General features: G+C 67.7%; 20 protein-coding genes and 1 tRNA gene. 8 read left to right on the top strand and 13 right to left on the bottom strand.

From position 1 onward, the window contains the following. Nucleotides 1–11: 11 nt before the first annotated feature. The 7 genes from trmFO to TSH20_RS15985 all read right to left on the bottom strand — a co-directional run bounded on the left by trmFO (nt 12) and on the right by TSH20_RS15985 (nt 7,719). Nucleotides 12–1,355: a methylenetetrahydrofolate--tRNA-(uracil(54)-C(5))-methyltransferase (FADH(2)-oxidizing) TrmFO gene (gene trmFO, locus TSH20_RS16015; RefSeq protein ID WP_109075676.1), complete on the bottom strand. Its 1,344-nt coding sequence runs from the start codon at nt 1,353–1,355 to the stop codon at nt 12–14. A 33-nt stretch (nt 1,356–1,388) separates the two neighbouring features. Continuing rightward, nucleotides 1,389–1,796, bottom strand: coding sequence for a nucleotidyltransferase substrate binding protein (locus tag TSH20_RS16010; RefSeq protein ID WP_109075675.1), 408 nt, complete (start codon nt 1,794–1,796; stop codon nt 1,389–1,391). Further along, a complete protein-coding gene (locus tag TSH20_RS16005; protein WP_109075674.1) occupies nt 1,784–2,089 on the bottom strand; it encodes a nucleotidyltransferase domain-containing protein in 306 nt (101 codons plus the stop codon). Before TSH20_RS16005 ends, TSH20_RS16010 begins: the two co-directional genes overlap by 13 nt. Before the next feature lie 132 nt (nt 2,090–2,221). Next, complete coding sequence (locus TSH20_RS16000; protein ID WP_109075673.1) at nt 2,222–2,419, bottom strand: hypothetical protein; 198 nt, start codon at nt 2,417–2,419, stop codon at nt 2,222–2,224. 62 nt (nt 2,420–2,481) lie between these two features. Further along, on the bottom strand, nt 2,482–5,349 hold the full coding sequence (uvrA, locus tag TSH20_RS15995) for an excinuclease ABC subunit UvrA (protein WP_109075672.1): 2,868 nt from the start codon (nt 5,347–5,349) through the stop codon (nt 2,482–2,484). A gap of 159 nt (nt 5,350–5,508) precedes the next feature. Further along, entirely contained in the window at nt 5,509–7,116 is a 1,608-nt protein-coding gene (locus TSH20_RS15990) for a CYTH and CHAD domain-containing protein (RefSeq protein WP_109075671.1), read from the bottom strand. A gap of 84 nt (nt 7,117–7,200) precedes the next feature. Next, nucleotides 7,201–7,719, bottom strand: a complete 519-nt coding sequence (locus TSH20_RS15985) for a histidine phosphatase family protein (protein ID WP_109075670.1) — start codon at nt 7,717–7,719, stop codon at nt 7,201–7,203. A 191-nt stretch (nt 7,720–7,910) separates the two neighbouring features. Between TSH20_RS15985 and TSH20_RS15980 the strand changes: the two genes are divergently transcribed. Then, complete coding sequence (locus TSH20_RS15980) at nt 7,911–10,058, top strand: RNA degradosome polyphosphate kinase (protein ID WP_109075669.1); 2,148 nt, start codon at nt 7,911–7,913, stop codon at nt 10,056–10,058. Between the two features lie 23 nt (nt 10,059–10,081). Further along, nucleotides 10,082–11,662 carry a Ppx/GppA family phosphatase gene (locus tag TSH20_RS15975; RefSeq protein ID WP_109075668.1) on the top strand — a complete coding sequence of 527 codons (1,581 nt, stop codon included), beginning with the start codon at nt 10,082–10,084 and terminating at the stop codon, nt 11,660–11,662. A 50-nt stretch (nt 11,663–11,712) separates the two neighbouring features. On the opposite strand, the gene TSH20_RS15970 is transcribed toward TSH20_RS15975, so the two are convergent. Then, nucleotides 11,713–12,477 carry an SDR family oxidoreductase gene (locus TSH20_RS15970; protein ID WP_109075667.1) on the bottom strand — a complete coding sequence of 255 codons (765 nt, stop codon included), beginning with the start codon at nt 12,475–12,477 and terminating at the stop codon, nt 11,713–11,715. 564 nt (nt 12,478–13,041) lie between these two features. Between TSH20_RS15970 and TSH20_RS15965 the strand changes: the two genes are divergently transcribed. Then, complete coding sequence (locus TSH20_RS15965) at nt 13,042–14,247, top strand: DUF2252 family protein (protein WP_247871356.1); 1,206 nt, start codon at nt 13,042–13,044, stop codon at nt 14,245–14,247. On the opposite strand, the gene TSH20_RS15960 is transcribed toward TSH20_RS15965, so the two are convergent. Genes TSH20_RS15960 through TSH20_RS15950 form a run of 3 tightly spaced genes read right to left on the bottom strand, consistent with a single transcriptional unit; the run spans nt 14,223 to nt 16,808 of the window. Continuing rightward, on the bottom strand, nt 14,223–15,497 hold the full coding sequence (locus TSH20_RS15960; protein WP_109075665.1) for a CCA tRNA nucleotidyltransferase: 1,275 nt from the start codon (nt 15,495–15,497) through the stop codon (nt 14,223–14,225). The two genes, TSH20_RS15965 and TSH20_RS15960, sit on opposite strands and share 25 nt — an antisense overlap. Before the next feature lie 43 nt (nt 15,498–15,540). Beyond that, on the bottom strand, nt 15,541–16,179 hold the full coding sequence (locus TSH20_RS15955) for a CoA pyrophosphatase (protein ID WP_109075664.1): 639 nt from the start codon (nt 16,177–16,179) through the stop codon (nt 15,541–15,543). Between the two features lie 32 nt (nt 16,180–16,211). Further along, entirely contained in the window at nt 16,212–16,808 is a 597-nt protein-coding gene (locus TSH20_RS15950; RefSeq protein ID WP_247871357.1) for a DUF1285 domain-containing protein, read from the bottom strand. 306 nt (nt 16,809–17,114) lie between these two features. Between TSH20_RS15950 and TSH20_RS15945 the strand changes: the two genes are divergently transcribed. From TSH20_RS15945 to TSH20_RS15925, 5 genes are all read left to right on the top strand, one after another. Then, the gene (locus TSH20_RS15945; RefSeq protein WP_109075721.1) at nt 17,115–18,080 is read left to right on the top strand and encodes a MoxR family ATPase; all 966 of its coding nucleotides are present in this window, start codon (nt 17,115–17,117) and stop codon (nt 18,078–18,080) included. Nucleotides 18,081–18,100: 20 nt separating this feature from the next. Beyond that, nucleotides 18,101–19,018, top strand: coding sequence for a DUF58 domain-containing protein (locus tag TSH20_RS15940; protein ID WP_109075663.1), 918 nt, complete (start codon nt 18,101–18,103; stop codon nt 19,016–19,018). A gap of 54 nt (nt 19,019–19,072) precedes the next feature. Further along, nucleotides 19,073–21,796 (top strand): DUF4159 domain-containing protein, encoded by a 2,724-nt coding sequence (locus TSH20_RS15935; RefSeq protein WP_109075662.1) that lies wholly within the window; start codon nt 19,073–19,075, stop codon nt 21,794–21,796. Continuing rightward, a complete protein-coding gene (locus tag TSH20_RS15930) occupies nt 21,797–23,902 on the top strand; it encodes a glutamine amidotransferase (protein ID WP_109075661.1) in 2,106 nt (701 codons plus the stop codon). 120 nt (nt 23,903–24,022) lie between these two features. Continuing rightward, nucleotides 24,023–24,097, top strand: a tRNA-Gln gene (locus tag TSH20_RS15925). Nucleotides 24,098–24,387: 290 nt separating this feature from the next. Here TSH20_RS15925 and TSH20_RS15920 read toward each other — a convergent pair. Both TSH20_RS15920 and TSH20_RS15915 read right to left on the bottom strand, forming a co-directional pair. Then, nucleotides 24,388–24,783: a lysozyme inhibitor LprI family protein gene (locus tag TSH20_RS15920; protein WP_109075660.1), complete on the bottom strand. Its 396-nt coding sequence runs from the start codon at nt 24,781–24,783 to the stop codon at nt 24,388–24,390. A 123-nt stretch (nt 24,784–24,906) separates the two neighbouring features. Next, nucleotides 24,907–25,749, bottom strand: a complete 843-nt coding sequence (locus tag TSH20_RS15915) for a helix-turn-helix transcriptional regulator (protein ID WP_109075659.1) — start codon at nt 25,747–25,749, stop codon at nt 24,907–24,909. Between the last annotated feature and the right edge of the window lie 27 nt (nt 25,750–25,776).

The raw sequence follows: 25,776 nt of genomic DNA, 5'->3' as shown, positions 1-25,776 counted from the left end.
GCGATTGCCGGTCAGTCCTTCAACCAGCCGTCGAGATCGGCCAGAGCCCGGCGGGTGTAGGCAAGCTTGCGGTCGCGGCCCCGGATCTTGTCGTCCACCGGAGGGAACAGGCCGAAATTGACGTTCATCGGCTGGTACGTCTCCACCTCGGCTCCACCGGTGATGTGGCCGAGGATGGCGCCGAGCGCCGTAGTCACCGGCGGCGTGCTGATTTCCTGGCCCAGACGCTCCGCGGCGGCGAAGCGGCCGGCGAGCAGGCCGACGGCTGCACTCTCGACATAGCCCTCGCAGCCGGTGACCTGCCCGGCGAATCGCAGGCGCGGCAGCGACTTCAGTCGCAGGGCGCCATCGAGGATGCGCGGGCTGTTCAGGAAGGTGTTCCGGTGCATGCCGCCCAGCCGCGCGAACTCGGCGTTCTCCAGGCCGGGGATCATGCGGAAGATGCGCGCCTGTTCGGCATGGCGCAGCTTGGTCTGGAAGCCGACGAGGTTGTACAGCGTGCCCAGCGCATTGTCCTGGCGCAGCTGGACCACCGCATAGGGCCGGCGTTCCGGCTTGTGCGGGTTGGTCAGGCCGACCGGCTTCATCGGCCCGTAGCGTAGGGTGTCGACGCCGCGCTCCGCCATCACCTCGATCGGCAGGCAGCCTTCGAAGTAGGGGGTGTTCTTCTCCCACTCCTTGAAGTCCAGTTTCTCGCCGGTGATCAGCGCGTCGATGAAGGCACGGTAGTCATCCTTCTCGAAGGCGCAGTTGATGTAGTCCTTGCCGGTGCCGCCGGGGCCGGGCTTGTCGTAGCGCGACTGGAACCACGCCTTCGACAGGTCGATGCTCTCCAGATAGACGATCGGCGCGATGGCGTCGAAGAAGGCCAGCGACTCCTCGCCGGTCTGGCTGCGCACCGCCTCGGCCAGGGCCGGGGAGGTGAGGGGGCCGGTGGCGACGATGACGCTGTCCCACTCCTCCGGCGGCAGGCCGGCGACCTCCTCGCGCTGGATGGTGATGAGGGGGTGGGTGGAGACGGCCTCCGTCACCGCATCGGCAAAGCCGTCGCGGTCCATGGCGAGCGCGCCGCCGGCCGGCACCTTGTGCGCGTCGGCGCAGCGCAGGATCAGCGAGCCGCAGCGCCGCATCTCCTCATGCAGCAGTCCCACCGCATTGTATTCGGCATCGTCCGACCGGAAGGAGTTGGAGCAGACCAGCTCCGCCAGCTTGTCGGTGTCGTGGGCCTCTGTCTTGCGGACCGGCCGCATCTCGTGCAGCACGACGGGCACGCCGCGGGAGGCGAGCTGCCACGCGGCTTCCGAGCCGGCGAGACCGCCGCCGATGACATGGACGGGGCGAAGGGTGTCGGTCATTGGACTTTCCAGAACACTGTAGGAGCAGGCGGATCAGGGGCGGGTTATGGCGCTCTGCATCGCCGAGATCCAGGATTCAATGAGTGCGGCATGGGCAGGTAGGCGCGAAAACAGCTCGTTCGCCTTTTCTTCATCGTAGGTGTGAATCGTCAGATTACGGTCGTTCATCATTCTCATTGCCGCCTCAGCCTGCTCCTCAGTCAGAAAGCCGGCAATCTGGCTTTCTCGGACCATGGCTTTCGGACTTGCCGAAGTGAGGTGTTCGGCTCCCATCTGGTCGTCGATCACCGACCTTGCAGCTTTCCAGGCCGTCTCGCTTGCCAAGGTGAAGCGCAGAATTGCGGAATCGCGAACGACATCATCAACGGGGCGGGCGAGGACCTCCTGAAAACGTGCCAGGGCTTGGCGTGCGTTGTCGAGCTTCCGGCTTACCTTGTCCATTCTATACCTTCCCGTTCGACCTCCTGCCGGACCTCCTGTCCAGCCGTCCGCAGGTCCACCACATCGACGAAGTATGGAACAGTGCTCTCTTCCAACTCTTCGTTGATCTCCCCGATCAGACCGGGAGGAAGCGGTTCGAGCGGGTCGATGGCTACGTCGATGTCACTCCAGTGCCCTACGTCGCCGCGGGCACAGGAGCCGAACAGGTAGACGCGGGCTGGATGCCCCGCCAATTGCTCAAGGACTATGCGCTTCACGGCGTCGAGAGCGCGCAGGCGTACCGGGTTCATCATGACCGCAGTTTAACACAATTCAGAACAGGATACGGTCACAGGAAAAGGCCGGCCCCCGCAAAGAAGGCCGGCTGCAAGTCGATCAGGAGTCAGTCAGAACATCGAGCCAGAAACGTCAACCGGAGCGACGGCTCACTCGCTCTTCGTCGTCGTGCTGCGCTCGACGGTGGTGGAACCGGTGGGCGGCGGCGGCACGGCCGTCGAACCATAGCCGGGGCTGGTGGTCGTCGTGGTCGTCGTGCTGGTGGTGGATTTGTCAGACCCGCAGGCCGCCAGCAGGAGGGCCGCACCCACGGCGGCCCCCAAGCCGGTCAGAAGCGTCTTGCTCATGCCTCTCGTCTCCCATGCAATGCGAACTCTGCAGGGGAGAACGTGGCGCAGCTTGTGTTTGTTCACGCCCTCTTTCGGGTTGCCGATTTCCGCACCGCCGGCTTCGCCTTCAGGTAGGGGGCGAGGTAGCGTCCGGTATAGCTCCGCTCCACCTTTGCGACATCCTCCGGGGTGCCTTCGGCGACGATCTCGCCGCCGCCGGTGCCGCCCTCCGGACCCAGATCGATGATCCAGTCAGCGGTCTTGATGACCTCCAGATTGTGCTCGATCACCAGCACCGTGTTGCCCTGGTCGACCAGCGCATGCAGCACCTCCATCAGCTTTTCGACGTCGGCGAAATGCAGACCGGTGGTCGGCTCGTCCAAGATGTACAGCGTGCGGCCGGTGGCGCGGCGGCTCAGTTCCTTGGACAACTTGACGCGCTGCGCCTCGCCGCCAGACAGCGTGGTCGCCGCCTGCCCGATGTGGATGTAGCCGAGGCCGACCCGCTCCAGCGTGTCCATCTTGTCGCGGATGCCGGGGACGGCCTTGAAGAACTCCTTGCCCTCCTCGACCGTCATATCCAGCACGTCGGCGATGGTCTTGTCGCGGTAGGTTACCTCCAGCGTCTCGCGGTTGTAGCGCTTGCCGTGGCAGACGTCGCAGGTGACGTAGACGTCGGGCAGGAAGTGCATCTCGATCTTGATGACGCCGTCGCCCTGGCAGGCCTCGCAACGCCCGCCCTTGACGTTGAAGGAGAATCGGCCGGGGCCGTAGCCGCGCGCCTTCGATTCCGGCAGGCCGGCGAACCAGTCGCGGATCGGCGTGAAGGCGCCGGTGTAGGTCGCGGGGTTGGAGCGCGGGGTGCGGCCGATCGGCGACTGGTCGATGTCGATGACCTTGTCCAGATGCTCCAGCCCCAGCACCGCGTCATGGTCCGCCGGATGCTCGCGGGCGCCCATCAGCTTGCGCGCAACCGCCTTGTAGAGCGTCTCGATGATCAGCGTCGACTTGCCGCCGCCCGACACGCCGGTCACGCACGTGAAGGTGCCGAGCGGAATCTTGGTCGAGACGTTCTGCAGATTGTTGGCTCGGGCGCCCTGCACCTCCAGGAACTGGCCGGGATGGCCGGGCCGGCGGGTGTCGGGCACGGGCACGAAGCGGGTGCCGTTCAGATACTGGGCGGTGATGCTGTTGGGGTTCTTCTGAACCTCCTCCGGGCGGCCCTGGGCGATGACGGTCCCGCCATGCTGGCCGGCGCCGGGACCCATGTCGACCAGATAGTCGGCGCTGCGGATGGCGTCCTCGTCATGCTCGACGACGATAACGGTGTTGCCGATGTCGCGCAGACGCTTCAGCGTCTCCAGCAGCCGGTCGTTGTCGCGCTGGTGCAGGCCGATGGACGGTTCGTCCAGCACATAAAGCACGCCGGTCAGGCCGGAGCCGATCTGCGAGGCCAGCCGGATCCGCTGGCTCTCGCCGCCGGACAGTGTGCCCGACCCGCGGCTGAGCGTCAGATACTCAAGCCCGACGGCATTGAGGAATCCCAGCCGCTCGTTGATCTCCTTGAGGATGCGATAGGCGATCTCGCGGTCTTTGGGGCGCAGATGCTCGTTCAACTCGCTGAACCACGCACCGGCGCCGGCGATGGACAGTTCCGCCGCCTCCGAGATGTTGCGACCGCGGATCTTGACCGCCAGCGCCTCCGGCTTCAGCCGCGCGCCCTTGCAGACCTCGCAGGGCTGGGAGGACTGGTATTTCGACAGCTCGTCGCGCGTCCAGGCGCTGTCGGTCTCGCGATAGCGCCGTTCCAGATTGTTGACGATGCCCTCGAACGGCTTGTTGGTCTGGTAGCGCCGCAGCCCGTCGTCATAGGTCATAGTGATGGCCGAGCCGCCGGAGCCGAACAGGATGGTCTGGCGCACCTTTTCCGGCAGATCCTGCCAGGGCGTGGTCATCGACGCGCCGAAATGCTCGCAGATGCTTTCCAGCGTCTGGTCGTAATATTTCGAGGTCGATCCGGCCCACGGCGCGATGGCACCCTTGGCGAGCGTCAGCCGCTCGTCCGGCACCACCAGCATCGGGTCGAAATAGATCTTGCTGCCCAGCCCGTCGCAGGCCGGGCAGGCGCCGAACGGGTTGTTGAAGGAGAACAACCGCGGCTCGATCTCCGGAATGGTGAAGCCGCTGACCGGGCAGGCGAACTTCTGCGAGAAGACGGTCTGCTCGTTGGTCTCGGCATTCTCGACCCAGACGATGCCGTCGGCCAGCCCCAGCGCGGTTTCCAGCGAATCGGCCAGACGGTTGCCCAGCCCCTCGCGCACTACGATGCGGTCGACCACCACCTCGATGTCGTGCTTCAGCTTCTTGTTGAGCGCCGGCACCTCGTCGATCTCGTACATGGTGCCGTCGACCCGCACGCGCTGGAAGCCGCGCTTGCGCAGGTCCTGGATTTCCTTCTTGTACTCGCCCTTGCGGCCGCGGACGAAGGGGGCCAGCAGCAGCAGGCGCGTGCCCTCCGGCATCGCCATGATGCGGTCGACCATCTGGCTGACCGTCTGGCTTTCGATGGGCAGGCCGGTGGCCGGCGAATAGGGGATGCCGACGCGCGCCCACAAGAGGCGCATGTAGTCGTAGATCTCCGTCACCGTGCCGACGGTGGAGCGCGGATTCTTCGACGTCGTCTTCTGTTCGATGGAGATGGCCGGCGACAGCCCCTCGATCGAATCGACATCCGGCTTCTGCATCAGCTCCAGGAACTGGCGCGCGTAGGCCGACAGGCTCTCCACATAGCGCCGCTGCCCCTCGGCATAGATCGTGTCGAAGGCAAGCGATGACTTGCCCGATCCCGACAGGCCGGTGATGACGATCAGCTCGTCGCGCGGCAGATCCACATCGACGTTCTTCAGGTTATGTTCCCGCGCGCCGCGGACGCTGATGTACTTGTTCATGGAGTGTTCTTTTACCCGAAGCTTTTCCGGATGGAAAGCGGCAAGGCGCCGCGACGCATGACGAAAAACGGCCGGCCGAAAAGCGGTGCCCCTAAGGCCGGCCGGCTGACGATATATGCGCTGGGCGCGCCATTGCCACCGGCGCCCGGCGCGGGTCGGTCATGACCAGAAGGGCGGCACCGCGCGGAAGCGCTTCCACAGATCGGGCAGCGCCTTGCGCCGCTTGTCTGACTGGCGGTCGATCCAGGCGGCGACGGCAGCGGCCGTCTTCTGTTCCCCTCCCTTCAACGATCCCAGCATGCGGGCGCCGGTGATGGCGTCCTGCTCGGCGTCCAGCGCCGCCTGCAACGGTTCCAGCGCCGCGAAGAAGGGCAGGGTGGCGGCCTCCGGATACAGGCCGCGGAAGAAGTCTGCGGTGTAGCGCAGCGTGCGCAGCCGCCGGCGCAGCTTGTCGCGCGCCTTGGCATCCTCCGGCGGCTTCGCCGTCTTGCCGAGCTTCGCCATCCGCGCCGACAGCCAGCCGCCGGCCACCGTCGTGACCGGGGCCGACAGCGCGGCCCGGCGGTCGCCGTCGGCCTCCGACATCCAGCGGCCATGCTCCAGCCACGCGGCGAGCGCCAGGACCATGGTCGTGCAGCCCGGTGCCAGGATCGCCGCCATCGCTTCCCGCGCCGGTCCGGCACCCGCGGTCCGGGCGAGCGAGGCCAGCCGCTCCAACGCCGTGCGGTCGATGCCCGGCGCTGCCTTCGGATTGGCGAGAAGCGGGTCGATGACGCCGGACATCAGCACGTCCCACCCGCGCGCCGGCCCCAGCCGCTTAGCGAGCGCGCGGCTTTCCTCCACCAGCCGGTCGGCCTCGGGGGAGGCGACCAGCGGCGCGAAGAAGCGATGGGCGATGCGCAGCCGCCGCAACGCGACGCGCATGCGGTGCAGCCCCTCCACATCGCCGCCCGCAAGCGCGCAGGATTCGTTGGCGAGGAACTGGCGCAACGCCTGCCGCAGGATGTGCCGGTAGGCCTCCGCCACCGTGGTCAGCGGCGACAGGCCGAGCGGTTCGGCCTCCACCGGCCCCGGCGCCTTGCCGGTGACCAGCCGCAGCCCCGCCTCCGCCTTGCTTTCGGTGCCGATGCGCATGGGGATGGCGGCTTGCAGGGTCAGCGCCAGGTCGAACAGGCTGGCGACCTTGCCGGCCTTCAGCTCCAGTTCCACCTCGCCGACCGGCAGAGAGTTGCCGCCGGCATAAATGGCGCCGTCATCCACCGCCAGCTCGACCGCCGTCAGCGTATCGGGGCGCAGCAGCAGGGTGGTGCGGCGGAAATCGGTGATGAACAGGCAGTCCAGCGCATCGAGTGCCGCCGCCGGAACCAGCCCGGCGACGCCGGGATCGCTCAGCACGCCGATATCCACCGCTTCGCCCGCGACGACCCATTCCCATTCCCGCCGCACCGCCACGGCGGCGGAATCGCCGGGGCTGGCGCTGTTCACGGTCTTCAGCGTCTGGATGAAGCGGTCGCCCTCCTGCCGCACGCGCAACGCCACGCCGTTCGCCGCCAGCTTCAGGTCGGGGGTGTCGAAATAGGCGGTGCGCAGCCGCTGCGTCGTCGCCGGCCCGTCGGCCAGCGCCAGCAGCCCCGGAAGGGAGGCAACCCGAGCCAGATCCGCCGATGCGGCATGGAGCTTCAGCTCCACCTCGCGGAAAGCGGCGGGGGTTGAGGGCTGCGCATCGGGAAGTACGGACGGGCTGACGGGCGGAATGGCGGGTGGCAAGGGTCGGCATCCTCCCGAATCCGGCCGGAGCGCGGCCTCGAATGAACCAGGTGGCTCCGTGGATACCCCAACCGTCGCCGCAGGTTAAGAGAGTTTACGCGGCTGCACAAAATCCGCCAGCCGCCCGGCCCCCAATTCCAGGTCGGCCCAATGCAGCGTTTCGAAGACCAGCACGGCGCAGGCGCCGGTCGGAAACTTGTCGGCCAGCGCATGGCGCAGCCCATGGTCGCCGCTGCCGGTCAGGGCGTTCGCCAGCTCGTGCAGGTCCGGATTGTGCGCCACCAGCATCAGGCCGGTCGCCCTATCCGGCGCGTCGCGCAGCCGTTCCAGCAGCGTGCGGGCGCCGCACAGGTAAAGTCCCCGCTCATGCTCCACCGGTGGGTATGGCGCGCCGATGGCCGCCATCACGCGCTTGCGTGTCTCCACCGCTCGCACCGCTGTGGAACACAGGACGAGGTCGATGTGGGCGTGATGCTTGGCCAGATGGCCGCCGACCAGGGTGGCCGCCTTCTCGCCACGGGCATTCAGCGGCCGGTCGTGGTCGCCCAGCGACGGATCGTCCCAGGAGGATTTAGCGTGGCGCAGCAGGAACAGCGTCTTCATGGCTGAAATCGGTCGCGTCAGGGGAGGGGCAGGGGAGGGAGAGGACTGGGCGCAGTCGCAGCGTATAGCCAAATGGGAGTCCTGAAACCGTAACGCATATGGGATACTCTGTCTGCCCACCATATAACCGTCGTCGGCACCGCTCAAAGGCAAGCGCCGGCGCCCAGGGTTTCAAGATTTCAGAGGTCGACGTGACGCAACTCCAGGAACTCGATTCGGTCGGTATCGAGCCAAACGCTCCGGAACGCTTCATTAATCGGGAGCTGTCGTGGCTGGCCTTCAACCAGCGCGTCCTGGACGAGGCCGCAAACCCCAATCACCCGCTTCTGGAGCGGTTGCGCTTCCTGTCGATCTCCGCCAGCAACCTCGATGAATTCTACATGGTTCGCGTCGCCGGCCTGAAAGGGCAGGTGGCCGCCGGCGTGAAGGCGCCGAGCCCGGAGAATCTGACTCCTGCCCAGCAGCTGTCCGCGGTGAAGCAGCGCATCTCCCTGCTGATGGACAGTCAGCAGACGATGTGGCGCACGCTGAAGGGCGAACTGCGGGAGGCCGGAATCTCCGTGGTCGATCCCAGGGACCTCAGCGAGGGCGAGCTGGACTGGCTGGAAGCGAAGTTCCTGGACGACATCTTCCCGATCCTGACCCCCATCGCCGTCGATCCCGCCCACCCCTTCCCGTTCCTGCCCAATCTGGGATTCTCGCTGGCGCTGCAACTGCACGACCCGGTCAAGGGCCGGCACATCGACGCCCTGGTGCCGCTGCCGTCGCAGCTGGAGCGGTTCCTGCGCCTGCCCGGCTCGGACATCCGCTTCCTTCAGTTGGAAAAGGTGGTGATGCAGTTCATCGACCGCCTGTTCCCTCCGTTCCAGGTCAAGGCGCACGGCGTCTTCCGCGTCCTGCGCGACAGCGAAATTGAAATCGAGGAAGAGGCGGAGGATCTGGTCCGCACCTTCGAAAGCGCGCTGAAGCGCCGCCGGCGCGGCAGCGTCATCCGGCTCGCCACCGACAGCGGCATGGCTGCCGACCTGCGCGATTTCCTGCGCCATGAGCTGAACGTCGCCTCGGACGACGTCTTCATCCTGGATGGGCTGATCGGCCTGACCGACACCAAGCAGCTGATCGTCGACGAGCGGCCGGATCTGGTCTTCCGCCCCTTCAACGCCCGCTTCCCGGAACGAATCCGCGATTTCGGCGGCGACTGCTTCGCGGCGATCCGTCACAAGGACATCGTCGTCCACCACCCCTACGAATCCTTCGACGTGGTGGTGCAGTTCATCCGGCAAGCGGCCCGCGACCCGCAGGTGGTGGCGATCAAGCAGACGCTCTACCGCACCAGCAAGGACAGCCCCATCGTCGCCGCGCTGATCGAGGCGGCGGAGGCCGGCAAATCGGTGACCGCGCTGGTCGAGCTGAAGGCCCGGTTCGACGAGGAGGCGAACATCCGCTGGGCGCGCGATCTGGAACGCGCCGGCGCCCAGGTGGTCTACGGCTTCGTCGACCTGAAGACCCACGCCAAGGTGTCGCTGGTGGTGCGGCGCGAGAAGAAGGCGCTGCGCAGCTACGTCCATTTCGGCACCGGCAACTATCACCCGATCACCGCGAAGGTCTACACCGACCTGTCCTTCTTCACCTGCGATCCGGCACTGTGCCACGACGCCGCCGTCATGTTCAACTTCATGACCGGCTACGCGACGCCGAAGGTGCTGGAGAAGATCGCCATCGCGCCGATCACGCTACGCCAGCGCCTGTTCGACCTGATTGAGGCGGAGATCGCCCATGCCGCCGCCGGCCGTCCGGCGTCGATCTGGGTGAAGCTGAATTCTCTCGTCGATCCGGTCATCATCGACAAGCTGTACAAGGCGTCGCAGGCCGGGGTGCAGATCGACATGATCATCCGCGGCATCTGCTGCCTGCGGCCGGGTGTGAAGGGGCTGTCGGAGAATATCCGGGTGCGCAGCATCGTCGGCCGGTTCCTGGAGCACGGCCGCGTCATCTGCTTCGGCAACGGCCATCCCATGCCCAGCAATCAGGCCAAGGTGTTCATCTCCTCGGCCGATTGGATGACCCGCAACCTGGACCGCCGCATCGAAACGCTGGTTCCCATCGAAAACCCGACCGTGCACGAACAGGTGCTCGACCAGATCATGGTCGCCAACATGAAGGACGACGCAAGCACCTGGAAGCTGGGGCCCGATGGCGTGTACCATCGGATCAAAGCTGGCCCGGACGCGTTCAGCGCCCATAATTACTTCATGACCAACCCCAGCCTGTCCGGCCGGGGCAGCGCGCTCAGCAGCAAGCGCACGCCGCCGCGGCTTATGCTGCATGCGGTGTCCTGAGGGCGGGTGACGGGAGCGAGAGTATGAGCAAGGACAAACGCGCGGCCGCCATCCCCGGCGACGTCGGACAGGCGGGCGTCGGCGGATTCGGCATGGCTGCCGCCTCCGATCGCGCCCCCGACCACGCCCGCGAGCGCGTCGGCGTGATCGACATCGGCTCCAATTCAATCCGTCTGGTCGTCTATGACGGGCTGACCCGGTCTCCGCTCGCCCTGTTCAACGAGAAGGTGCTGTGCGGTCTCGGCCGCGGTGTCGAGAAGTCCGGCGTGCTGAACCCCGATGGCGTCGCCCAGGGGCTGGTGGCGCTGGAACGCTTCGCCACGCTGGCCCAGGGCATGCGCGTCGGCCGTTTGGACGTGATCGCCACCGCCGCCGTGCGCGACGCCCGCGACGGCGCCGCCTTCGTCGATGCCATCCGCCGCCGCGCCGGCCTGACCGTCCGCGTCATCAGCGGTGAGGAGGAGGCGCGGCTGTCGGCCATGGGCGTGCTGTCCGGCACCCCCGGCGCCGACGGGCTCGTCGGCGACCTCGGCGGCGGCAGCCTGGAGTTGGTCCCGCTCGACCGTGGCGTGATCGGCAGGCAGGTGACTTTGCCGCTCGGCCCGCTGCGGCTGATGGAGGTCGGCTCGTCCAAGGGTGGTCCGGCCAAGCTGATCGACCAGCATCTGGAATCGCTGCCCTGGCTGTCGGCGATGAAGGGGCGGCCCTTCTATCCGGTCGGCGGAAGCTGGCGCGCCATCGCCAAGCTGCATATGGAGCAGTCCGGCCATCCGCTGCACATCATCCACCACTACACCATCCCCGCCGCCGACGCGCGGGAGTTCACCGGGCTGATCGGCCGGCAGAGCCGCTCGTCGCTGGAAAAGATGGCGGGATCGCGTCGCCGGCTCGACACGCTGCCCCTGGCCGGGCTGGTGCTTGAACGGCTGCTGCGCATCGCCCAGCCCTCGAAGCTGGTCTTCTCCGCCTATGGACTGCGCGAGGGGCACCTCTATTCGCTGCTCTCGCCGGAGGGGCAGCGCGAGGATCCGCTGATGGCGTCGGCCGCCGACTGGGCGCAGCGCTTCGTGCGGATGGGCGATCCGGCCCTGCTGATGTCCTGGACCGCCGGGCTGTTCGCCGGGGAGGACGACAACGCCATCCGCCTGCGCCACGCCGCCTGCCTGTTGAGCGATGTCGGCTGGGCCGACCATCCCGATTACCGGGCGGAGCATGCCTTCCTGCGCGTGCTGCGCTATCCGTTTCCGGCGCTGGACCATGACGAGCGGGCGTTCCTGGCGCTCGCAGCCCACGCCCGCTATTCCGGCACCATTGACGTGCCGCTGACCGCACCGGTGCGGACATTGGTAACCGAAGGGCAGGGCATGAAGGCGCTGGTGCTGGGTCTGGCGCTCCGTCTCGCCCACACGCTGTCCGGCGGCGCTACGGCGCTGCTGGAACGTAGCAGTCTGAAGGTCGGCGACGGCCGGGTGGTGCTGACCCTGCCCGACGATGGCAGTGTCCCGTCGGGTGAAGCGGTCCAGCGCCGCATCGATGCGCTTGCCAAGGCGATGAATCTCAAGGGCGACGTGGTCCAACCGTTGCGGCCGCAGGCGGCGGAATAGGGCAGGGCAGGTGGGCCGCCGGTCGACGAATGACAGGCGGCCCTACCCCGTCAGGTTCGGGTGATCGACACGCCGCCGTCGACCAGCAGCGCGGTTCCGGTGGTGAAGCTGGACGCATCCGACGCCAGATAGAGCGCCGACTGTGCGATTTCACGCGGCGTGGCGAGCCGCTTCAGCGCATGAAGACCTTGGACGAAAGCCAGAGCCTCCGGCGTGTTTGACACGGCGCGTCCCATCGGTGTGTCGGTGCCGCCCGGCAGCAGCGCGTTGGCACGGATGCCGTGCGGTCCGTACTCGGCGGCGATCACCTGCATCAGCCCGATCAGTCCGGCCTTGCTGGCCGCATAGGCGGCCATGCCGGGAAAGCCGACCGTGTGGCCGACGAAGGTCGAGGTGAAGATCAGCGATCCGCCACCACGGGCGAGCATAGCCGGAATCTGGTGTTTGGCGGCATGGAAGGCGCTGGTCAGATTGGTGGCGATCACCTCATGCCACATCTCCGCCGTCATTTCCGGAACCGGCACCATCGCGCCGGTCGTTCCGGCATTGTTGAAGGCGACGTCAAGGCCACCGAACTGTCGCGTGGCGACCTCCACGGCTTCCCGCGCGGTCTCCGAGTCAGCGACATCGCCGGCCACGGCGACGGCATTGCCGCCATTGTCCCGGATCTCGTCGGCCAGCCGTTCCAGTTCGCCGCGCCGCCGGGCCACGAGCACGAGCTTCGCGCCATGTTCGGCAAACAGCAGCGCCGCCTCGCGTCCGATACCGGAACTGGCGCCCGTGACGATTGCAGTTTTCCCGTCGAGCTGTCTCATTGCCATTCTCCCTTGCGATGAACGGCCCGAGGGTCGCGAATTTGGTGCTGTCCGGGCTATCCGGTTCTTGCTTTCGAATTCGCAAGGCTGGAGCGGCTAACGATGGGGTTAATTTCCATAACCTTCCTTATGTGTTTCTTGTCCGCCCTCACCGGCGGCATTTCCAAATAATGCTGTGACGACGTAACGCCAGAGCGCAGTTGTTAGGCTGTGTGATTCTTACTATCTTCTGGGAAGGCGCGCCGAGGGTACCAGCCTCAACGCGCCCGCCCGATCAGCGGTTCAGGTACTCAAGCACAAGCTTGACCACCTGCAACAGCAGGATCAGGAGCTTGAGGATATCCGACATCCTCTGTCTCCCAGCTGAGCGGCGGCGGTGGCGGCCAGTCCGCCACCGCGTCCGCTCACCGGTTATATCCAGTGGCGTTTTCTTGCGGGAGTCGCATCCAGCGGGAAAACTTCAAATTTCGCGCATTCAGTTGGTTGACCGGTTGAGCCGTGGCAATTCGGATTTCCGCTACCCATTTCCGGCGTCGCACCTTCTGACCCGGATGGATGATGTCGTTGAAGAACCAGCCCACCCCGCCCGACCAGCGTCAGGCGGTTCTATCCCAGCGCCGCAACCTCAAGATGGCCCAATCCGCCCACGCCTATGTGCGCGGCAGCACGGTTAAGTTTTACGAATGGCTTGAGCAGTCCGGCGGCAAGGTGCCGGACGGGCCGCCGGTCTGGATCTGCGGCGACTGCCATGTCGGCAATCTCGGGCCGGTCGCCAATGCCAAGGGCCGCATCGACATCCAGATTCGCGACGTCGACCAGACGGTGGTCGGCAACCCCGCCCACGACCTGATCCGCCTCGGCCTGTCGCTCGCCACTGCGGCGCGCGGGTCGGATCTGCCCGGCGTCACCACCGCGCTGATGCTGGAGCAGATGATCGAGGGCTACATGATGACCCTCGACGGAGATCTCGGCGGCGAAACCCTGCGGAAGAAGCCGTCGGTCGTCCGCGTCGGCATGCGTCAGGCCATCGGCCGCACCTGGAAGCATCTGGCCAAGGACCGGATCAAGGACATCCGCCCGACGATCCCGCTCGGCAAGCGCTTCTGGCCGCTGACCGACCAGGAGCGCGCGGCGGTGGAGGAACTGTTCGCCAGGGATCAGGTGCGCCGTCTGGTGACCGCCCTGCACTCCCGCGACGACGATGACCCGATCGAGCTTCTGGACGCCGCCTATTGGGTGAAGGGCTGCAGTTCGCTGGGCCGGTTGCGGGTTGCGGTGCTGCTCGGCGTCGGCGAGGGTCATTACGACGAGGGCGGTCTCAGCCTGATCGACATCAAGGAGGCGGTGCAGGCCGCCGCTCCCCGCGCTACGAAAAATGGCATGCCGCGCGACAATGCCGAGCGTGTGGTGACCGGCGCGCAGAATCTCTCACCCTATCTCGGCGACCGCATGCGCCCTGCCCGCCTGCTCGACCGCGCGGTATTCCTGCGCGAACTGCTGCCGCAGGACATCAAGCTCGACTTCGACCATCTGACGCGCGAGGAAGCGACCCGCGCCGCCTTCTTCCTGGCCGCCGTGGTCGGCAAGGCGCATGCCCGCCAGATGGACGAGGCGACACGCAAGTCATGGCAGGCCGAATTGGTGCGCAACCGCACCAAGAGCCTGGATGCGCCGTCCTGGCTGTGGTCCAGCATCGTCGATCTGATCGTCGGCCACGAGGCGGCCTATCTGGAACACTGCCGCCGCTACGCCGAACGCCCGGACGGCTGATCGAGGAACCCCGTCGCCATCTCCAGGCAGGCGTCGCGGCCCGGCTGGAAATCCTCGGCGATCCACCGTTCCTCGACGCGCTTCAGCGTCTCGCCGACCGCCGGACCGCGCGGGACTCCCAATTCCAGCAGGTCGCGGCCGGCGATGGGCAGCTTCAAGCCCGGCAGGTCGGCCGCCACCGCCGTCGCCCGGCGCAATGCCGTGAGGTCCAGCGGGCCGTCGTGAATGGCTGCGGCGATCAGCAGCAGGTCGCCGAACAGCTCGGCGTCGCCAAGGCGGTAGAGCGCCTGTCGCAGAGCCTTGCGGTCGCCAGCGGGCGTTAGTGCGGCCGGCGCCAAGGCGACCGGCGGCTCGACCATGGCCAGCAGACGGTCGCGCTCGTGGTTGGACAGGCGCAGCGCCTCGGCGGCCCGCAGCGCGCCCGGCCGGTCGCTGTCCAGCACCGCCGCAAGCCGGCGGGTCGGATCGGGCGTCACCGCCAGGTCGCGCTCCACCGCGATCAGCCGTTCCAGCCGGTCGGTGTCCATGGCTTCCGGCAGCAGGTGGACCATGATCCCCTGCCCCATCATCAGGCGCCAGACCGAAGCCGCGCAGGGGGCCGTCAGCAGGCGGAACAGCTCCCCCCGCACCCGCTCGCCCGACAGGGTCGGCAGGCGCGGCGCCAGCTCGCGGCAGGCGGCCATCGCCTCCGCATCCGGCTCTCCGCGGCCGTAATGGGCATGGAAGCGGAAGAAGCGCAGCAGGCGCAGCACGTCCTCCTCGATCCGCCGCCGCGCCTCGCCGACGAAGCGGACGCGGCCGGCGGCAAGGTCGGCCAGACCACCGAACGGATCGAACATGGCGCCGTCGGGCGTGCAACTCAACGCGTTCATGGTCAGATCGCGGCGGGCGGCGTCCTCGATCCAGTCGTCGGTGAACTCGACGCGAGCATGACGACCAAAGGTCTCCACATCGCGCCGCAGAGTGGTGATCTCATAGGGCTTGCCGCCGCACAGCGCGGTGACGGTGCCATGGGCGATGCCGGTGGGGATGACGCGAATCCCGGCGCCTTCCAGCAATTCCATCACCCGTTCCGGCGGAGCATGGGTGGCGATGTCGATGTCCTTCACCGGCCGGCCGAGCCACGCATCGCGCACACAGCCGCCGACGAAGCGCGCATCGGCGCCGCCAGACGCCAGGGCATCGAACACGGCGAGGCTTTCGGGCGCGGTCATCCAGGGTTGGGGCGACAGGCGTGCGGCAACGGTCATGGCGCGGGACGCTATCCGATTCCCGTTTCCCGTTCCACCGTTGTCAGTTTGGTCCCTCCCCCGCCTCCCGCACGGCGGCGCCCAGCACGTCGCGCAGGTTCACCAGCATGCCGGCGGTCGCCCCCCAGATGTAGCGCTGCGGATAGGGGAAGGCATAGAACCAGCGCGGCTTGCCCAGAAATTCGCGGCTGTGGCGCTGCGGGTTGGACGGGTCGAGGATGAAGGACAGCGGCACCTCGAACACCTCCGCCACCTCGGTCGGGTCGGGCGTCAGCATGAAGGGCGGCGTCACCACGCCCACCACCGGCGTCACCCGGAACCCGGTGCGCGTGACATAGGTGTCCAGCCGGCCGACGATCTCGATCCGGCCGCGCTCCAGCCCGATCTCCTCCGCCGTCTCGCGAAGCGCCGTTTCCTCCGGGCTGCCGTCCTCCGGCTCCATCCGGCCACCGGGGAAGCTGATCTGGCCGGCATGGGCGCTCAGCGTCGTCGTGCGCTGGGTGAAGATGACGGTCAGTTCCTCCGGCCTGTCGACCAGGGGGACGAGAACCGCCGCCTCGCGCAGGGTGGATGGCGGACCCATTTCCGGATTGAGGTCGTGGTCGCCCCTGATCTTGGCCGCCGTCCTGGGCGGCATCCGGTTCGAATGAACGGCATTTTCGACAGCCGCATCGGTGCTCATCGCCGGAAAGCGTCGGCGGACCTCGTCCAGACTCAGTCGCCAGGCAGCTTGCCCAGCGCGAAGAAGACCTTGTTGCTCCATAGACCCACCTCGGACTCGCCGGTTTCGGTGCGGCGCGTCTCGCTGCGCTCCACCATGTCGTAGAACACGGCCCGCAGGATAAGCGCCTCCAGCCGGCTTCTGATTTCGATGTAGGGTGCCGGCTCCCCGGTTTCAGGGTTCACGGCGACGCGGATCGGGTGTTCGGGGCCGGCCTCCACCCAATGGTCCAGGTTGGTGCGGAAGGACAGGACCTGTTCGGCCCCGCTGCCGGCCACCGTCATCTCCACCGCGACGAAGGGAGCGTCCTCCACGACGATCTTGCCGCGCTCGACCGGCGTGATCAGCCAGTAATCGCCGTCGTCGTCGCGCTTCAAAACGGTGGAGAACAGCTTCGCCAGTTCGATCCGGCGGATGGGATCGCCATTGTGGAACCAGGTGCCGTCGCGCGCAATGCGGATGTCGTACTGCTCCAGAGTCGGCGTCCGGCCCAGCGCGGCCGGCAGGTCAGACGGCAGGTCCGGCGGCGTCCCCGAAACGGTTTGTCCATCTGAGCGCTTGTCATTCGCCATCGCGTTACCGACCTTCATGGAGTTGGGAGCCGTTTTGTCCCCGGACATGCGCATTTTCGCCACACTCGACCGCTAGGTCCACCCTGTTGGTCCTGCGGCCATCCGTCCGGCGGTCCATCCGGCGGCGGAATTCGGAAAATGGGTGTCGACAAGGCGCAGGAACAGGGCCAACCATGCGGATCCCGTGTTTCACGTCACGGCAACCTTACCAAGGGTGGCCGCGACGACGACACCGACCGGCCCATCATCGGGGAGCAGCAGACCTTGAGCGCACAGGACATCCTGAGGGGGCAGCCTCCCGTGCCAGAGGACCCGCAACGGCTGATGGAGGAGATCGAGGCGCTGGGCGACCGGCTCGCCTCGGTCCGCGACCGCATCGGCCGCGTGATCTTCGGCCAGCACGAGGTGATCGACCGCACCCTGGTCACGCTGCTGGCCGGCGGCCATGTCCTGCTGATCGGCGTTCCCGGCCTTGCCAAGACGCGGCTGGTGGAAACGCTGGGCACCGTGCTGGGCCTCGCCGAAAAGCGAATCCAATGCACGCCCGACCTGATGCCCGCCGACATCCTCGGCTCCGAAGTGCTGGAGGAGGGGGAAAGCGGCCGCCGGTCCTTCCGCTTCCTGCCCGGCCCGGTGTTCAGCCAGCTGCTGATGGCGGACGAGATCAACCGCGCCAGCCCGCGCACCCAGTCCGCCCTGCTCCAGGCGATGCAGGAGCACCGGGTGTCGGTGGCCGGCCAATACCATCCCCTGCCCGAGCCCTTCCACGTCTTGGCCACCCAGAACCCGCTGGAGCAGGAAGGCACCTATCCGCTGCCGGAAGCCCAGCTCGACCGCTTCCTGATGCAGATCGACGTCGATTATCCGGATCGCGAGGCCGAACGGCGGATGATGATCGCCACCACCGGCTCGACCGACGAGCGCGCGGTGACGGTGCTGTCGGCCGCCGATCTTCTGACTGCACAGCGCCTCGTCCGCCGCGTGCCGGTCGGTGAAGGGGTGGTGGACGGCATCCTCGACCTCGTCCGCCGTGGCCGGCCGGAAATGTCGGAGCTGTTGGAGGTGCGCCAGCATGTCGCCTGGGGCCCCGGCCCGCGCGCCAGTCAGGCGCTGATGCTCGCCGCCCGCGCCCGCGCGGTGCTGGATGGCCGGCTGTCGCCGTCGCTGGACGATGTGGTGGCGCTTGCCAAGCCGATCCTGAAGCACCGCATGGCGCTGAATTTCGCCGCGCGGGCCGACGGGGTGACGCTGGACGACGTCATCGACCGCCTCTGCGCCCCCCTGATGTGACCCTCCGCAGCGGAGCCGCAATGCCGCGAAGCCCAACCTCCCCGCAACCGGGTCAGCTGTCGAACACCCTGCTGGCGCGCCATCGCGCGGAGGAGCTGGCGTCCGCCCTGCCGCCGCTTCTGGTCGCGGCGGAGCGGGTGGCCGCCACCGTCGCCCAGGGCGTCCACGGCCGCCGCCGTGTCGGTCTGGGCGAGACCTTCTGGCAGTTCCGCCGTTACCAGCCGGGCGACGCGCCGTCGATGATCGACTGGCGCCAGTCGGCCAAGACCCAGCCCGTCTATGTCCGCGAGAATGAATGGGAGGCGGCGCAAAGCGTCTGGCTGTGGCGCGACCGCTCCGCCTCGATGGATTTCCGCTCGGCATCCGGGCTGCCGACCAAGCGCGAGCGGGCCGATCTGCTGACGCTTGCCACCGCCGTCCTGCTGGCCCGCGGCGGCGAGCGGGTGGCGCTGCTGAACAGCGGCGTGCGGCCCGACCATGGCAAGACCGCCATCGACCGCATCGCCCGGCTGATGACCGACCCGCGCGCCGCCGCGGCGCCCGACCCGCTGCCGCGGGTGGAGCCCCTGCCCCGCCATGCCCAGGCGGTTCTGTTCGGCGACCTGCTGTCTCCCCTGCCGGAGATCCACGCCACCGTCGCCGGGCTGACCGGCCGCGGCCTGCGCGGCCATCTGGTCCAGATCCTCGATCCGGCGGAAGAAACGCTGCCCTATGACGGCCGTGTCGATTTCCACGGCATGGAGGGTGAAACGAACCTTCTGGTCCCCCGGGTGGAGGCCGTCCGCGAAGCCTACCGCGAGCGGCTGAAGGCCCAGCAGGACGGGCTGGCGGCGCTGGCCCGCACCGCCGGCTGGAGCTTCGCCGTCCATCGCACCGACCGTTCGCCGCAATCCGCGCTGCTCACCCTGTGGGGTGCGATGGCGATGGAGGCGGTGTGACGCGCCGGCCAACCACGTCACCCTCTTGCCCTTTCCCCTCTTGAAGACGCGCCAATGCTGGGTCTAGGACCGATCGCCTTCGCCGCCCCCTGGGTCTTGACCGCACTGGCAGCCCTGCCGGTCCTGTGGTGGCTGCTGCGCGTCACGCCGCCGGCGCCGCGCACCATCCAGTTCCCCGCCATTCGCCTGCTGCGCGACCTGACCGCTCAGGAGGAGACGCCGGCCCGCACGCCCTGGTGGCTGCTGCTGTTGCGGCTGATCGTGGCGGCGCTCATCATCCTGGCGCTGGCCGGGCCGCTGCTGAATCCGCGCGCAGCCCTGCCCGGTGGCGGGCCGCTGTTGCTGGTGGTGGACAATGGCTGGGCCGCCGGACGCGACTGGCCGACCCGCAAGCGCACGATGGACGAGCTGATAGCCCAGGCCGACCGCCAGCAGCGCCCGGTGATCCTGCTGCCCACCGCCCCGCCGGCCGATGGCCAGCCGATCCATGCCAGCGCCATCGTGCCGGCGCAGGAGGCGCGCCGTCTGGCCCAGGCGATGGTCCCCCTGCCCTGGCCGACCGATCGCGCCGCAGCGCTGGAGGCCCTCAAGGCGGTGGCGACGCAGGCCAATGGACGCGGTTCCATCCACGCGGTTTGGCTCAGCGACGGCGTCGGCGACAACCAGGCCGCCGCGCTGGCCGCCGGATTGCAGCGGCTGGGGTCCGCCGACGTTCTCGACGATTCCGCCGAGCATCCGCCCCACCTGCTGCTGCCGCCGTCTAGCGAGGGCACCGCCCTGACCGCCCGTGTCGTCCGCGCCGACCCATCCAAGCCGGAGCCGGTGACCGTCCGTCTTGCCGCCACCGACGGCCGGCTGCTGACCCGCCAGACGGTCGCTTTCGAACCCGGCCAGAAAATGCGGGAGGTCCGGCTGGACGTGCCGACCGAGCTGCGTAACGACGCCGCCAGCCTGCGGGTGGAGGGCGACACCACCGCCGGCGCCACCGTCCTGCTCGACGAGCGCTGGCGCCGCCGTCCCGTCGGCCTCGTTTCCGGCCGGTCGGAGGGGGAAAGCCAGCCGTTGCTGTCCGACCTCTATTACCTCGAACGCGCGCTGTCGCCCTACAACGAGGTGCGGCGCGGCGAGACGCTGGACCTGCTGAAACGCGATCTGGCCGTGCTGATCCTGTCCGACATCGGCGCCCTGACCGGTACCGAGGTGCAGGACATCGAGGATTGGGTGAAGAAGGGTGGCGTGCTGATCCGCTTCGCCGGCCCGCGTCTCGCCCAGCATGCCGACACGCTGGTGCCGGAGCGGCTGCGCATCGGCGACCGCGCTCTGGGCGGTGCCCTGTCCTGGTCGGAGCCGGCCCGGCTGCAGCCGTTCCCGCCCAAGTCGCCCTTCGAGGGGCTGACCATCCCGCCCGATGTGCAGGTCAACCGGCAGGTGCTTGCCGAACCGGCGCTGGATCTGGCCGACCGCACCTGGGCGAGGCTGGCCGACGGCACGCCGCTGGTCACCTCGCAGAAGCGCGGCGACGGCTGGGTCGTGCTGGTCCACACCACCGCCAGCCCGGACTGGTCGAACCTGCCGCTGTCCGGCCTGTTCGTCGACATGCTGCGCCGTCTGGTGGCGCTCAGCGGCGGCGTGACGGGAACGGCGGCGACCGCCTCGCTCGATCCGGTGGAGGTGCTGGACGGCACCGGCCGGCTGGTTCCGCCGCCGCCGACCGCCTTCCCGATCCCCGGCAACGCCACCGCCGACGTGATCGGGCCGCGCCACCCGCCGGGATTCTACGGCACCGACGATGCTCGGCGCGCGCTGAACCTGACCGCCGCCGTCACCACCCTCTCCCCGCTGCCGCCGATGCCGGCCGGGGTCGGGCGCGACGGCTATGGCGCCCGCGGCGAGGTTCCGCTGAAGCCGTCGCTGCTGGCGGCGGCGCTCGCCCTGCTGTCAATCGACCTGCTGATCGCGCTGGCCCTGCGCGGATTGCTGCGCCCGCCGCGTCTCAGCCGTGGCGCCGGGGGTGCCGCGGCCGGCCTGCTGCTCGCCCTGGCGCTGACGTCGGCACCGCAGCCCGCCCGCGCGCTGGATCAGGACAAGGCGATCAAGGTGACGGAGGAAACCTACCTCGCCTATGTCCGCACCGGAGACAGCAGCGTCGACGACACCGCCCGCGCCGGGCTGGAGGGGCTGGTCAGCGTGCTCGGCCTGCGCACCGCGGTGGAGGCCGCGGGCGCGGTGGGCGTCGATCCCGAACAGGACGAGCTGGCCTTCTATCCCCTGCTCTACTGGCCGGTGTCCGACCGGCAGAAGCCGCTGTCCGATCAGGCGCGCCAGCGGGTGAACGAATACATGCGCAACGGCGGCACCATCCTGTTCGACACCCGCGATCAGGCGCCGGGCGGCGGCCCTGCGGTGCTTCAGACTCTGGTCGAGGGGTTGGACATTCCGCCGCTGGCCCCGGTGCCGCAGGACCATGTGCTGCGCAAATCCTTCTACCTTCTGTCGGACTTCCCCGGCCGCTATGCCGGCGGCCAACTGTGGATCGAAGCGCGGGAGGGGAAGGCGAATGACGGCGTGTCCTCCGTCGTCATTGGCGGCAACGACTGGGCGTCGGCCTGGGCGGTCGGCCGCAATGGCCAGCCCATGTTCGCCGTGATCCCCGGTGGCGAGCGCCAGCGCGAGATGGCCTATCGCTTCGGCGTCAACCTCGTGATGTACGCGCTGACCGGCAACTACAAGGCCGATCAGGTCCATGTGCCCGCCATCCTGGAAAGGCTCGGCCAGTAAATGCCCGTCGATCTGCTCTCCGGACTTTCCGTGGCGCTGGCGCCGCTGCTGCCCTGGCCGGTGCTGGGCGTCCTGATCGGCTTCGCCCTTCTGGTGGTGCTGGTCGCGGCGCTGCGCCGGGCACGCGGCACGTTGCTGCGCCTGCTGGCGGTGGCGGTCCTGGCGCTGGCGCTCATCAACCCGTCGCTGGTCCAGGAGAAGCGCGACCCGATCAAGGACGTCGCCGTCGTCGTGATCGACGATTCGCCGAGTCAGGCCATCGGCGACCGCCGCGCCCGCACCGAACGGGCAGCCGAACAGCTGACCGAGCGGCTGAAGCGCTTCGACGACCTAGAGGTGCGCGTCGTCCGCAGCACCGAAGGTGCGGAAAATGGCGGCTCGATCAACGAGACCCACCTGTTCGACGCGCTGAACCGCGCCATGGCCGACGTGCCCCGCCGCCGCATGGCCGGCGCCGTCTTCATCACCGACGGTCAGGTGCACGACGTCCCGCAAGTGCCCGGCAAGCTGGCCGACATCGGCCCGATCCACACCCTGTTGACCGGCGACCGCGACGAGGGCGACCGCCGCATCGCTATCGTGCAGGCGCCGAACTACGGCATCGTCGGCAAGCCGGTGGAACTGACCATCCGCGTCGACGACATGCCCGGCCACCAGTCCGCCGACGCCGCGGTGACGCTGCGCCAGGATGGCGGCACGCCGGGCACCATCCGCGTGCCGGTCGGCCGCGACGTCCGCGTCGACCTCCCCGTCACCCATGGCGGCCAGAATGTGCTTGAGCTTGAGGTCGAGCCGGCGAAGCAGGAACTGACGCTCGCCAACAACCGCGCCGCGGTGGTGGTCAACGGCGTGCGCGACCGGCTGCGTGTTCTGCTGGTTTCCGGCGAGCCCCATGCCGGGGAGCGCACATGGCGCAACCTGCTGAAGGCCGACCCGGCGGTCGATCTGGTCCATTTCACCATCCTGCGTCCGCCGGAAAAGCAGGACGGCACGCCGATCCGCGAGCTGTCGCTGATCGCCTTCCCGATCCGCGAATTGTTCGAGGTGAAGCTGGACGAGTTCGACCTGATCATCTTCGACCGCTACCGCCGCCGTGGCGTGCTGCCGCAGATGTATCTGGAGAACATCGCCGACTACGTCCGCAAGGGCGGTGCGCTGCTGGAGACCTCCGGCCAGGGCTATGCCGGCCCGCTGTCGCTCTACCGCACCCCGCTGGGCTCGATCCTGCCGGCGGCCCCCAGCGGCCAGACGGTGGACCGTCCCTTCCTGCCGACCGTCACCGATGTCGGCCGCCGTCATCCGGTGACCGCCGGACTTCCCGGCGACCGGCTGAACGCGCCGCCGACCTGGGGCCGCTGGTTCCATCAGGTCGATGTGACGCCGAACAACGGCACGGTGGTGATGCAGGGCGCCGACAACCGGCCGCTTTTGGTGCTCGACCGCGTCGGCAAGGGCCGGGTGGCTCAGCTCGCCTCCGACCAGATCTGGCTGTGGAGCCGTGGCTTCGAGGGCGGAGGCCCGCAGGCGGAGCTTCTGCGCCGCCTCGCCCACTGGCTGATGAAGGAACCGGAGCTGGAGGAGAACGACCTGCGCGCCCATGTCGACGGCAACCGCATCACGGTCGAACGCCGCTCCCTCACCCCCGATCCGCGCTCCGTCACCATCACCGACCCGTCGGACCAGACCAGCACGTTGCAGCTGACCGACGACCGCACCGGCCGCGCCGTCGCCACCGTGACCGCCGCCGCCCCCGGCATCTACCGCATCTCCGATGGGGAACGGACGACGCTGGCCGTGGTCGGCGCGGTGAACACGCCGGAACTGGCCGACGTTCGTTCCACCGGCGACCGCATGAAGCCGGTGGCCGAGGCGACCGGCGGCGGCATCCATTGGGTGACCGACACCGACAGCGGCCCCAATCCGGGAATCGAGGTGCGCCGCACCCAGCCCGACCGCAGCCAGACCGGCTCCGGCTGGATCGGCCTGCGCGCCAACGGCGACTACACGGTTACCGGTGTGACCGACGTGCCGCTTCTGCCGGTGGGCGCGGTGCTGGCCCTGGTGCTGGGCGGACTGCTGATGGCATGGCGCCGGGAGGGCCGCTGAGCGACTTCTCGGATGTCTAATTTGGCAGCGAAAATTTTCTGAAAACAGCCTGTTGCGTTCAGCCGGGCTTCCGATTATGGTGCCGCTCCTTCCGGCGATACGAACGATCGCCGCGCCGGTTGGGGCGTCGCCAAGTGGTAAGGCAGCGGTTTTTGGTACCGCCATTCCCAGGTTCGAATCCTGGCGCCCCAGCCAATTTTCTTTCAATCCAAAAACCGGCAAAATCGTTTCAGGCATCGGCCCAGTTGGCTTGCTTCCTGCCAATCCTGAAGACTGTGTCGAAGCTCCGAAATTTCAACGTTCTGCCAAGTTACCCAAACTGCACGCTTCCTGCCAATCCTGAAGACTGTGTCGAAGCTCCGAAATTTCAACGTTCTGCCAAGTTACCCAAACTGCACGCGCATTGTCGGTTCTGATCGTCCCGTGGCTTCGTAGCGTGGTGGTTGGAAGCGCGGATGAGACAGCCGCGCTCTTGCACCCGCTTTCTATTCCTGTGTGAAACCTTTCAATTCGTCCGCTCGTTCCGCTGTCATATGCAGCATGCACGAGTTGCTCTCGATACGAGCCATCTGCCCTTCGCCCCCGGCCAGGAAGCCGCAGTTCAAATCGCGAAATTTGATCCAGGCACGCTGTGCCTCCTTAAGCTCCTGCACACGCTTGCCTTCAAGCTGTTTTGTTGCAGCTTTGTAGGCGGCGTTCAGGCGCTTGTCCTGCTGTTCGTATTCAACCGTCATGCAGTCGATCATCGAAAAGGTTGCGCCCCCACTATTCTCCATACAGGTAGCATAGGAGGGTGTCAGATTTTTGGACTCAGCGAGTGCCGAAGACGCGACGGTTGCATACAGCCCCAAGGTAACGACGACCAAAACGGCACGATTCATTTATCTCTCCAGTTGGTGCATAATCCGAAAAACCTCGGCGCAACTGGAGTATGCAAAGACACGCAGACGGAGTCGAGGCGGGACTTCATCCTGATAGCGCTACAACTCGCTCAAACAAGTGGGCTAAGCCGCGCTTTCCGCCGGCTCCAGCAGCATGACCAGCGTGTAGGCGGATCGGCCGCCGGGGCGCAGGGTCAGCTGTTCCAATGTCAACGGCCCGTCCAACGGATGGTCGAAGCGGCGCAGGCCCCCTTCCCGCTCCAGCACGCCATGGTCTTCCCACATCCTTGAGAAAAGCGTGCTCTCCCGCCGCAACCCGGCGACCAGCGCCTGCACCGCCGGGTCTTCGGGATGACGGGCGGTTTCTGCGCGGAACTCCGCCAGCAGGCGACGGGCGCGATTGTCCCAATCCAGGATGAAGCTCCGCGCCGTGGGATCGAGGAAGACGTAGCGCAGCAGATTGCGCTCTGTACCCCCCTGCCCCAGCCAGCCGCCGAACAGACGCTCCGCCGCAGGATTCCAGCCGACCGCCGTCCATAGCCGGTCGAGCAGATAGGCCGGAGCGGTCATCGCTTCCAGCGCCGCCAGCAGCGACGGCGGCGGGCGATCCATTAGACCGGCCGGCGGCGCATCCGGATCGCGCTTGCGCGTCATTTCGAACAGATAGGCCCGTTCCGCCGTGGTCAGGTGCAACGCCTCGGCCAACCGGGCCAGCGCGGCGGACGAAACCGATACGTCCCTCCCCTGTTCCAGCCAGCTGTACCAGGTCGGGCTGATGCCGCAGAGCTGCGCCAGTTCCTCGCGCCGCAGGCCGGGTGTACGGCGGCGGGTGGAACCACCCTGCAAACCGGCTTCCGCCGGAGTCAGCCGCTCGCGATGGCGGCGCAGGAAGGCGCCGAGCAGGCGCCGGCGTTCTGCGGACGGATCGGCGGCGGGAGCAGTGATTTCAGAGGTCGCAGAGGTCATGGTGGCAGTGTTTATACCAGGATAACC

This window comes from Azospirillum sp. TSH20, from assembly GCF_003115935.1.
GTDB lineage: Bacteria > Pseudomonadota > Alphaproteobacteria > Azospirillales > Azospirillaceae > Azospirillum.
Note: the sequence above shows the minus strand (reverse complement) of the source record. Positions and strands in the feature narration are given on the sequence as shown.